A 9842-nucleotide genomic window follows, 5' to 3' on the forward strand; every position below is an offset into this window, starting at 1 on the left:
CGCCGCGCAGCGCGCTCGCCCACGGTCGTTCGACGCGGGCCGGTTCAACTGCCGCAAGGCGGCGCGCTGGCCATGGCATCCGCGATCTGCTCGGGTGTCAAATCGCGCTGATGCGTCGCCAGCGACCAGCGATGCCCGAACGGATCCTCGACCTGCCCGTAACGATCGCCCCAGAACATGTCCGCGGCCGGAATCGTGACCGTCGCGCCGGCTGCCACCGCCTTCGCGATCGCCGCATCGGTGTCCGGCACGTACAGATGCAGGCAGACGGGCGTGCCTTTCAGCGCCTTCGGCCCCAGCGCACCGTGCTCGGGCATCTCATCCACCAGCATCAGCGTCGAATCCCCGATCGCGAGGCACGCATGCGCGAGCCGGCCGTCGGGCATCGCGAGGCGGAATCGTTCGGTCGCGTCGAACGCGCGCTTGTAGAAATCGATGGCTGCGGTCGCACCCGCACAGATCAGGTGCGGGGTCAGCGTGCGCATCCCTTCCGGGATCGGCTTGACGGACGTGGGCATGGTGTCGCTCCTTCAGTCGGTTGTCGTATCGAAAATCGGGACGGACGCGCGTTGCGCACGCCTCCGATGCTACGACGGACGACTCCGGCGAAAATCGACATGGCGCCCGGGATTTTTTTGTTTGCTCGAGTGACAGAGGCGCGGGACAACGCCGCTTCAGGCGTCATCGGCCCGTTCGCTCGGCCTGCTCGTCCGGCAGGCCGAACTGACGACGGCACGCTTCAAGCAACCCGGCCACCGCGCCGAGCGGAAAATCGGCAAACCGGGCGATCGGCAGCATCACGCCACCCGGCACCTTCGTGCGCGACGAATGCGCGGAGAACTGGTAGCCGATGTAATGATTCCCGGCGACGCTGACGATCCGGAATTCGGTGACGTCCCGCCACGGCGTGACGGGTTTTTCGCGCGCGGCGCCGATCAGCCGGAAGCCCGTCTCGTCGATCTGCAGCGCGAGCTTGCGCCGCGACGACACGAACAACGCCGCACTAGCCAGCCCCAGCAACCCGGCCAGCGCCGCCACCGGCCAGAGCGCCGGCGCGGCCACGTAACCGCACAGGCTCGCCGCGGCCAGCCCCGCACACACGATCGCCCTGCTTTTCAGGCTTCGGCTGTCGACTGCCAGCGTGACCGGCAACGCGCCGATGACCGTTTCCGCGTCGGGATCGACGTGCCGGCCGAAATCCGTTGGTTTCCGCTCGTCGGTCATTGCACGCCCGCTCGTGCCGACGGCCGCCGGCCCATCGACGCGGCCGGCATGTGAGGATTCCGATACCGATGGCGCGGATCACGCGCCGCGGCGCCGACATCGGTCAATTGCATACGTTGACGGTACCGTTGGTCGTGCATTGACCGGTGGCCCGGTGAGTCTGCTCCGCCAACCGAGGCGCGAGGCCCATGCCGCGATCCGGCGCGGCCGCCGACGACGAGGCAGGATCGGTCGTCGACGCGGTCTCCGGCGACGGTTGCACGGGCGCCGGCCCGGACGCGGTCTGGCAGGCGGCAAGCGCCAGACACAGCGCGAATGCCGACGGGACGATGGAAAATCTGGGCAGGGTCATGGACGCGCTCGCTCGATTCGTTTGGGGTAACGGCCCGCAGTCAGATCTGCGGCAGATCGCGCAACGTGCGCGACTCGCTCGTTGCATCGATGTCGAGCTCGATGCCTTCCGACGCATCGCGATACAGCACGCGTTTCAGCCTGGGCCCGATCGCGGTGGTATCCGATGCCGAGAAGATCGCGCGGACATCGTTACCGGACGCAAGCGCACGCGCCACGTCCGCCACCGGGGCTTCGCGCGGCGTCTCCGCCCACGAGCGATCGGCCGGGTTCACGGCCGCCCAGCGCACGTGCGTCACGCGCGCGCTGAGCGGATCGATCCGCACACCATTCACCGCAAACGTAGACATCGGCATCTCCTTTGAATTTTTGCGGCCTGCCGCCTGCACGCGGCAAGCGGCTGACAGCCGGATCTCGCGACCATGGCCCGCACGTGCCGGCGATCATGTGCGCTTGCCCGGCCAACGCGATTTTCGATGATACATTGGGACGCTTTGCAACCGTCGACAGACAATCGTGTACGGGAGAAACACATGAGCGACGCCTGGGGAACCTTCCCTGCCAGAATGGGCGACCATCAGGCTTTCATCAGCTTCAACCATGGCTTTGCGGAAATCGCCGAAGGCGATCCGCGCACGTCGCTGCTGAGCGTGCGCGTCCCGTTCGCGCGCCCGTCGCCCGAAGGCCTGCCGACCGGCGACGAATTCGCCGATCTCGCGAAGATCGAGGATCTGCTCGACGCCGCGATCATCGCGAAAGGCGGCGTGCAGGTCGGCCGCATCACCGTCGACGGCAACCGGGATTTTCTTTTCTACGTGCCGTTCGACGAAGAGGCAGCCGCGGAGATCGTCGATTCGCTGGCCGACCAGACGACCTATGCACTTCAGTACGCGCATCAGGACGACCCGGACAAGGCCACTTACTGGCAGACGCTCTACCCGACCGACGACGACTGGCAGATCATGCGCGACATGCGCACGCTGGATGCGCTGCGGCAGCAAGGCGACGTCCCCGACGTGAGCCGGCGCGTGATGCACTGGGCGTACTTCCCCGACCCGAGCGACGCGCACCAGTTCGCGGACTGGGCCGAAGCGAAAGGCTATCCGGTCGAATCGGTCGCGCCGACCGAAGACGGCAAGTCGGCCGTGCGGTTTTCGCACGAAGGCACGATGGCGCTCGCCGACATCACGCGCCATACGATCGCGCTCAATCGCGAGGTACGCGCGCTCGGCGGAAACTACGACGGATGGGAAACCAGCGTCGAACAGGCGGGGTGAGCGAAGCGCCATGCCCGTGGCGCGCGATGTGACGTCACGCCATCCGACGCAAAAAACATCCCGGCAGCGATGTTGCCCGCCGCCGGGATCAAGGCATCGCCGGCAAAAACCGGCGATGGGCCTGAGGGTTCGCTCAGGCACGAGGAAAGCGATTCGTACGGATCAGGCGAACGGATGTGGGGACGCGAACGAATGCCGTCGCGCAGCCCGCCGGACGCCTGTCCGGTTCCGCCGACGCAGCCTTCCGGCGTCGGGGGGCAAAAAGCCCCCGCTCCTGCGCGAGCGAGCGGGGAAATGGTTGACCGGGCCGGGGAAGAACGGTCAACCGGTCAAATTGTGATCGCGGGTCACGCGACGGTCTGTGCGGCAACTCACCCTTTGGTGACAATGTGACGATAACCGGCATGCTCGCGTGCCGACGAATACCTTCATGGTTCAAGCGCGACGCATTGCTTGCGGACTTCGCTGACGAAGAGCCGGCCGACAGCGTTCGCCTGCCCATCCAGCGGTTTATCCCGTCTTAATTCAATTCAATTTTTCAGCACCGCGCGCAGTTTCCGGTAAGTCGCCGGTATTGTCAAAGCAGGATTATTCTATTTTTTGGCGCGAGGTGATTTCCGCTTCATTTTTTTGCGACGAATTTCACGCACGCAATGATCTGCGTCACGAAAACACGAGTTCGTCACTACAACGAGCCGCTGGAAAACCAGTCGGTAACCATATCGATCCAGTCGAGATTGCTGACGATCTCGATAGCGGCGTCGCCAACGATTTCGGCCGTCGACGAATCTGCCGCCACCGCGCCGGTCGCCACCGCGCTCGCCTTCGCAATCGCGGTCGATGCGACGGGCTTCGGATCGGCAAGTCGCTCCAGCCAGTCGATGATATTGGCGCGCGCGTCTTCCGCATCGGCGAAATCATTGCGCTCCAGAAAGCGATCGAACACGGTCCACGCGAGCGTCCTGCTTCGCGCCGCGGATTCGAGTTGCCTGTCGACAACGGCGGTACGGCCCGACGCCGTGATGTCGAGCGTTGCTGTGAAACAGTAATCGAGATATTCGATCTCGAGTTTCGACGACATGGCTTCTCCGCTCAATCCGCCCTCTCTATTTTTATGACGCCCGGCACCCGACATGCTTCGCGGCACAGTGTGAATCTTGCGTGAATTTAGCGCAGCGCTTCATTTTCACCGGCAGCATCACGATATTCTCGCAACCTGTCGATATCGACCGCAGCCATATGACCGCTCTCATTCCTTTTGCCCTTCCGATGGCAGCGGAAGTTGCCCCGCCTTGCCATTTCCGTTGTCGACCTGCTCCGCGGCCGTCGTCGCGCTGCTAAACTCGGATCACAACGACCGCGCGCCACCAGAGGAAATAATGACGCTCGCTCAAGCAAAACAAAGCGGCGTAGATGTCTGGATTGTCCAGCTTCCCGGACACGCCCCCTATGCCTACACGCAGCTGAAGCGAGTATTCTCGTCCGACGACTCGCGGCATCGGGTCGTGACGGTCGACCTGAAGAAATTGCTGGCCTGCGCCGACCGCGACACCACCGACTACGTACTGCCGTCGGTTCAGTACTGGGCCCCTGGCAAAGCCGCCGGCATCCGCGAATTCCTCGATCCGAACCGCAGCAGGATCCCGGACATGCCGTTCATCACGTTTCGCGAGACGAGAACGCGAACGCTACTCGGTATTCCCGGCCTGTCGAAAATCGGCGTCGCGTCGTTCCGTAACGGCCAGCATCGCGCGCGCTATCTGGCCTATGCCGGTGCGACGACCTTGCCCGTCGAAATCCACGAGACCGAAGCCGATTTGCTTGTGCGGTATTGCGGCGAATGATCGCAATGTCCGTTCGGGTTTCCCCTCGCGCGATGCCATGGCGGCCGGGTGCCGCCGCCCGCGCCGAAGCCGCAAGCGTTCAAGCCTCGATCGCGTAAATCCGGTCAATGACTTCCGTTTGGCCGAGGCGACACGTTTCGACGCCGGCCAATCGCCAGCCGTTGTGTTCGTAGAACCCGATCGCGCGCACGTTGCCCTCCAGCACCTGCAGATGGACCTTGCCCACGCCGATCGACCTGGCCCACGCGCGAACGGCTTCGATCATGCGCTTGCCCGTGCCGCCGCCGTGATGCGAAGGATGAACGTGCAGGCAGTCGAGCAGCACGCCAAGCGCCGGATCGACGGGGCGCTCGGCGCTGACGAAGCCGACCGGCTCGCCGTGCGACTCGGCGATCAGCACGAAGCCCCACTCGCTCTCGTCGCGATCGAAATACTTGCGCCAGCGAACCGCGTGCTCAGTCGGCACCTCGTCGGTCAGATAGGCGGCCGGAAGGATATGGCTATAGGCGGTTTGCCAGCTCAGCGTGTGCAGGCGAGCAATGTGGTTCGCGTCGTGCGCCGTCGCGGCGCGCAGTGTGGTCCGGGTGCCCGGCATCGGCGGCAACTCCTTGTGCTGGTTTTCGTGATCGGCATGCGTCATCGCAAAATATACCGTGCTTTGCGGGATGCATTTCATGCAGCGCGGTGTCGGGACGTCGGCGTGCGGGCAAAAAAAATCCCGACACCTTCATCGGTCATCGGGATCGAACGGCCCTGCAAAGCATGAGGGCACGAGGAAGGTCCTACATTACACGCATGCAAGATTGTTGCACTTTGTCGGTTTGCGCCAAGCCCCTGTTCGATTCCGCCAATCAGCCGGTTATGCGCAGCCGTAAACGAAAAAAGCCTGCTCGCGTTTGGCGCGAGCAGGCAAGAAAACGGATCAGCATTCGAGGCACGAGGGCTGTCCAGAGAAGATAACGGCACGGCGCGCGGGAACCTTAGGCGGGAAAGAAAACGTCGCGGGTAAACGGGTACGAACGTTGTCAGCGCAACGACACGGAAGCGCGATACGAAGCAGGCCCGAGGCCTCGTCGCCATCTCCGTCATCCCCGTCGGCGATGCGAGACAAGCGGTGCCATCGGTCGATACCACGCACGATCGCGCGCCCGATTTCAACACCTGCCCGTCTCGCCCACGATTTCATATTCGACATCGAAGCCATATCGTCGGGGCGACTCGATTTACGCAACCGCACTTTCGAAGCGCACGAGCGCCGACATGGTATCGCGGTCGCTTCGTTGAATACGGGATGCCGCTTCGTTAAAGACGCCGCGAGCAGGACACGCCGAGGCTCTATCCGAACGCCGAAAAGCAAAAAGCCCGGTTCAATGAACCGGGCTTTTTGCTTGAATTTGTTGGGGTGGCTGATGGGACTCGAACCCACGACGACAGGAATCACAATCCTTATATATTTTCCTTATATTTCAAACACTTGCCATGAAATTCTGGAATATGGCGTCCTATCCGAGCGTTGCCCGCCAAGGTGCAAAACGTTCATCTTCCAGACAGATCCCCATTCTCGGCAACTTGAAAATCAATGCGCCACGCTAGCACGCACTCTCTCTACCTCATTTGGATCCGCCTGTTGCGGGAGCCCGATGGTCTATCGGATCGTGCACGTGCACTTTACGTTCGAATCTGGGTGCGGGCCTGCATATGTCACGACCACGTAAGTAACCCCATCAACAATGAAGTGATGGTAATAGAGCCTTGCTGCACCTTGTGGCGTAGTTGCATCCCCCTGTTTGAGATGCGCATTGGACGTTTCGTCATACACTACCGCCGCCCCCGAATAGACAGTAAGCGACGTGCTGATTCCCCCCGTTTTCGCATGATGCAATTGCCTCTCACCGAAGAACGCGTCGAGACGACCGGATGCACCGTCAACCGCAAATTCGGACAGAGCCTCGACTGCGCGCTTCAAGAATTTTCGGCGAATTGGCAAGACCAAATCGCAGGACTCGTATACGCGGTCAAGGATTAGAACTTGGGCGTTTGCATCAGCCACCTGCTTAAAATAGTCAGAAGGGAGCGTATCGTCTTCTTTCCCATCCCCCTCATCCTGCGCAGGCATCGCGCTCCAGAGTTGAGCGTAGATGGCATTCAATGCGTCGGTATCCGGCCGCTGCTTCTCTCCCAATTGCGGCCAACCATCTCGTCCGTTCTCTGCACGGATGATCGTTGCGCCGCAATCCTGGAGAGCAACGAGTTCTTCGGCAAGACCTTCGGGAAGCTCAGCGTAAGGCAAGACGATTACGTAGGCTTCCGAATAGGCAGGAAGACCATCCGCATACTCACAAACAGTGGCGAGCGCTTGCCCGGGAAACGGTATGAGAACCAATCGCCCCTTCTTGCCGACATCAGCCAATACGGTTTGCTTGACGAGTCCCTTCCGGCCGCACTCAACTGCGAACCTCTTTTCCAACGATTTTGGAAGACCAATCACCAGCACGCCGCTCATGATGCAGTCCCGTCAATTCACAGGCGGGACTTAATCATGATCGTGCTCAATAGCGTGGGCAGAACCAAGCGAGAGAGATCGTCGTCAGTAAGTAGTTCGAGCAGCTTGAGGACTTGCTCCCTAGCAGGAGAAACCGATCCAGACAGAGGAGCTGCAACCGGTGAAGCAATCGCTCCCGCCATTCCCGAGGCGGAGACACCAGATAACTCAATAGTTTTCGAGGTTTCCTGCTTCACATAGAGAAGTGAAGGGGCGACGCCGTTGGCACGCGCCCATTGCTCAATGATTGCCGTCACATTTGCTGTGCGAACAGCACGCCATGCCAGACCACGCGCGCCAAGAGCTCGCGAGAACATAGCATTGACTGTGCTGGAGTACGACTCAGCGACGAGCGGTTCGAGAGCTGCACGTTCTTCTGCTTGCAGTGGAGCGCTTGTGAGAAACTCACGCATCCATGCAGATTGGGTTTCGGCCGAAATCGGAGGGATTTCGATAAACTCGTCAGGCGCGGCCTCGACCGAGGCTTTCTCGGGCCCTTGCTGGCTGTTAAGGTAGTGAACTACTCCACCGTTTTGTTTTTTGAAAAATCGCTTGCGCTCCGGGTCGGGATTCGCAAATGCCTGCCAAACAGCACTTCGAATGACAGGACCAGCGACCTTTGAAGCCGGCAGTACCGGTGAGGCTGGCAGTCGTGCAGTAGTGATGCCGCCCTTCAACGAGACAAGGATGTCCCCGATTCCTTCTTGTCGATGCACGACAACAAGGCCACCGTGTACACGTTGCAGGTATTCGCTAAATTGCCGAAATCCAAGCGCCTTTTCGTCGAAGACACCAAGGCCGTTCGCGACGAATGCGGCTATGAGCCGCTGCTTCAGTCTAGCGCCCAGTTCAGGTTCGGGGGAGTTTGCGGAGAGAAGTTGCTGAATGAGCTGTGCCGCGACAGCTTCGCGAGTTTCTTGCATAGCACTGTTTTCAGGGGTCAGATGCAAAATGAAATAACCCGCCACGGAGTGTGTGCGGGTATTTCGGACGAAATCATCAATTGCTTCTGAGTTCCCTGACTTGAAGCCACGTCGTCTAGATAGAAGAACTCACCGTCCACCTAGCCCATAGGCGCTGCTCAAGCTCCCGAGATGGACCCTAGATTCACTTGATCTGGCTAATCTCGGAATGTCCCCGCTGGGGAGTGATGCGATTGTGCACCGTAGCGAATGTCCATGTCAAGCAACGCCTTACACGTTGTCATACCACCCACCATTACGTTGTATTGCACCATTCTTCCACAACAGCGCCGACGTATTCGGATCAGAGATCCAGGGCAAGAGAGACCTATTTCTCCGTGTCGACCAGCAACGGCGCGGGTTCAGCCTCCATGGTGTCTGCCGGATAGAGCTGCAGCATCGCACGGGCGGCCTCGACGTTCGACGTCGCCAGCCATTCCTCCCAGTCCTCCGGCCGGAGAACCACGACTGACCGTTTCTCGTCACCGGGCTGGTGCATATGCTTCATGATCGGGTGCTCGTCGCCGTTCACCGTGATCATCGCCATGGTGTGCTGCTCGGTGCCATCCGGGCGCTGCAGCGTGCGCCAGATGCCTGCGACGCACAGCGGCCGCCAACCGGCCAACCCGATCCGGTACCTCACGTGCTTCCCGTCTCGCAGTTCGGCTCGTAGATCCACTTCGCTGGGATCAGGCAGCGGCGCCCGGCGCGCCACGCCGGTCCGTACAGCGGCGACTTGCCGAGGTTGTCGTCGCGCACGTTCATTGTGCTGCGGATGATCGCCGGCTTGCGGCCCTGCTCCTTCGCCTTCTCGGCATTGGCTTTCTGGAGCGCACGCGGCCAGAAACCGAAGTTGGCGATCAGCGGCTTGAACTGTCCGTCGACGTAGCCGACGATCGGCGCGTCGTAGTCCTGGTAGATCTCGGGCTTCCACGGGGTCCAGCGGTACAGGTCGCGGAAGCTGTCGATCTTGAGCTCGCTCAGGCTCGGATCCTCGCCCGGCGCGACGTAGTTCGTGCACATCTCGGAGGTACCTCCAATGATACGTGCCGTAGTCAGTGGCGCCTCTGGACAAGACCCCCCACCCGTCATACTCCAAACCGTAGAGCATGCTCAGGCATACCATGAAACCGGAAACGGACAGGATATTGTGCTGCTGGATAGGCATATTGATCACCACCAGGACGCGATAAATTTCCCCTGATTGATCGGCGATCGCGCGGCCGTACTGGTGGTCATTGATGAAGCTTGCAACGAGCGATGTCTTCTCCGCGGATGGACCGCGCAGCAGAAATTCAACATCCCGAGGAATGCTGAAATCGTCCCCATCGGAGTCGAGCACACGCAGGAGCTCAACGTCGGCCACGGCGGTATCCATCAGCGCTGCGATAGTCGACATGGTCCAGGCCCCATTTTTCTCGGATCGAATCTCATCGTATCACCCTCGACCGCAACATCCGATCCCTATTTCTGCAGCTTGACGAGATCACACCACGACGCGATACACTGTACATGCATACAGGTGCGACCTGAAAGTCGCTATCACAACTGTCTTGCCAATAGCAACCGGACAAGACCTGCTGTTCTGCCAGCAGTAGCCCACTCGGTCGTGCGTCGCTGGTAACGGCGGGGTGCGGAGCAT

General features: G+C 60.9%; 10 protein-coding genes and 2 pseudogenes. 2 read left to right on the top strand and 10 right to left on the bottom strand.

Translation table 11 applies throughout. The annotated features are described in order from the left end of the window. Positions 1 to 44: 44 nt before the first annotated feature. The 4 genes from QZM15_RS27775 to QZM15_RS27790 form a co-directional block, all read right to left on the bottom strand. A complete protein-coding gene (locus QZM15_RS27775; protein WP_059584167.1) occupies positions 45 to 518 on the bottom strand; it encodes a VOC family protein in 474 nt (157 codons plus the stop codon). 163 nt (positions 519 to 681) lie between these two features. After that, the gene (locus tag QZM15_RS27780; protein ID WP_302107649.1) at positions 682 to 1224 is read right to left on the bottom strand and encodes an aspartyl-tRNA synthetase; all 543 of its coding nucleotides are present in this window, start codon (positions 1222 to 1224) and stop codon (positions 682 to 684) included. A gap of 103 nt (positions 1225 to 1327) precedes the next feature. After that, positions 1328 to 1576, bottom strand: a complete 249-nt coding sequence (locus QZM15_RS27785) for a hypothetical protein (RefSeq protein WP_302107650.1) — start codon at positions 1574 to 1576, stop codon at positions 1328 to 1330. Positions 1577 to 1616: 40 nt separating this feature from the next. Continuing rightward, a complete protein-coding gene (locus tag QZM15_RS27790; RefSeq protein WP_059584348.1) occupies positions 1617 to 1925 on the bottom strand; it encodes a hypothetical protein in 309 nt (102 codons plus the stop codon). Between the two features lie 183 nt (positions 1926 to 2108). Here QZM15_RS27790 and QZM15_RS27795 point away from each other — a divergent pair, with 183 nt between their 5' ends. Then, positions 2109 to 2852, top strand: coding sequence for a DUF695 domain-containing protein (locus QZM15_RS27795; protein WP_059584173.1), 744 nt, complete (start codon positions 2109 to 2111; stop codon positions 2850 to 2852). Between the two features lie 685 nt (positions 2853 to 3537). Here the strand turns inward: QZM15_RS27795 and QZM15_RS27800 are convergent. Beyond that, complete coding sequence (locus tag QZM15_RS27800) at positions 3538 to 3933, bottom strand: hypothetical protein (protein ID WP_302107651.1); 396 nt, start codon at positions 3931 to 3933, stop codon at positions 3538 to 3540. 298 nt (positions 3934 to 4231) lie between these two features. On the opposite strand from QZM15_RS27800, the gene QZM15_RS27805 reads away from it, so the two are divergent. Further along, complete coding sequence (locus tag QZM15_RS27805) at positions 4232 to 4696, top strand: hypothetical protein (protein WP_124860918.1); 465 nt, start codon at positions 4232 to 4234, stop codon at positions 4694 to 4696. A gap of 79 nt (positions 4697 to 4775) precedes the next feature. Here QZM15_RS27805 and QZM15_RS27810 read toward each other — a convergent pair whose 3' ends face one another. From QZM15_RS27810 to QZM15_RS34030, 5 genes and pseudogenes are all read right to left on the bottom strand, one after another. Beyond that, positions 4776 to 5291 carry a GNAT family N-acetyltransferase gene (locus tag QZM15_RS27810; RefSeq protein ID WP_059638828.1) on the bottom strand — a complete coding sequence of 172 codons (516 nt, stop codon included), beginning with the start codon at positions 5289 to 5291 and terminating at the stop codon, positions 4776 to 4778. 1050 nt (positions 5292 to 6341) lie between these two features. Beyond that, positions 6342 to 7199, bottom strand: coding sequence for a hypothetical protein (locus QZM15_RS27815; protein WP_302107652.1), 858 nt, complete (start codon positions 7197 to 7199; stop codon positions 6342 to 6344). 17 nt (positions 7200 to 7216) lie between these two features. Then, positions 7217 to 8206: a hypothetical protein gene (locus QZM15_RS27820; RefSeq protein WP_302107653.1), complete on the bottom strand. Its 990-nt coding sequence runs from the start codon at positions 8204 to 8206 to the stop codon at positions 7217 to 7219. 322 nt (positions 8207 to 8528) lie between these two features. After that, a pseudogene (locus QZM15_RS27825) lies at positions 8529 to 9223 on the bottom strand (SOS response-associated peptidase family protein). Between the two features lie 64 nt (positions 9224 to 9287). Further along, positions 9288 to 9599, bottom strand: a pseudogene (locus QZM15_RS34030) (ribonuclease E inhibitor RraB); the annotation flags it as partial. Positions 9600 to 9842: the final 243 nt, after the last annotated feature.

The organism is Burkholderia sp. AU44665 (genome assembly GCF_030504405.1).
In the GTDB taxonomy this organism is placed as follows: Bacteria; Pseudomonadota; Gammaproteobacteria; order Burkholderiales; family Burkholderiaceae; genus Burkholderia; species Burkholderia semiarida.

Excerpts from the sequence above, each read along its gene's own strand:
- QZM15_RS27775 (WP_059584167.1), bottom strand. The coding sequence starts at position 518 with ATGCCCACGTCCGTCAAGCCGATCCCGGAAGGGATGCGCACGCTGACC.
- QZM15_RS27780 (WP_302107649.1), bottom strand. The coding sequence starts at position 1,224 with ATGACCGACGAGCGGAAACCAACGGATTTCGGCCGGCACGTCGATCCC.
- QZM15_RS27785 (WP_302107650.1), bottom strand. The coding sequence starts at position 1,576 with ATGACCCTGCCCAGATTTTCCATCGTCCCGTCGGCATTCGCGCTGTGT.
- QZM15_RS27790 (WP_059584348.1), bottom strand. The coding sequence starts at position 1,925 with ATGTCTACGTTTGCGGTGAATGGTGTGCGGATCGATCCGCTCAGCGCG.
- QZM15_RS27795 (WP_059584173.1), top strand. The coding sequence starts at position 2,109 with ATGAGCGACGCCTGGGGAACCTTCCCTGCCAGAATGGGCGACCATCAG.
- QZM15_RS27800 (WP_302107651.1), bottom strand. The coding sequence starts at position 3,933 with ATGTCGTCGAAACTCGAGATCGAATATCTCGATTACTGTTTCACAGCA.
- QZM15_RS27805 (WP_124860918.1), top strand. The coding sequence starts at position 4,232 with ATGACGCTCGCTCAAGCAAAACAAAGCGGCGTAGATGTCTGGATTGTC.
- QZM15_RS27810 (WP_059638828.1), bottom strand. The coding sequence starts at position 5,291 with ATGCCGGGCACCCGGACCACACTGCGCGCCGCGACGGCGCACGACGCG.
- QZM15_RS27815 (WP_302107652.1), bottom strand. The coding sequence starts at position 7,199 with ATGAGCGGCGTGCTGGTGATTGGTCTTCCAAAATCGTTGGAAAAGAGG.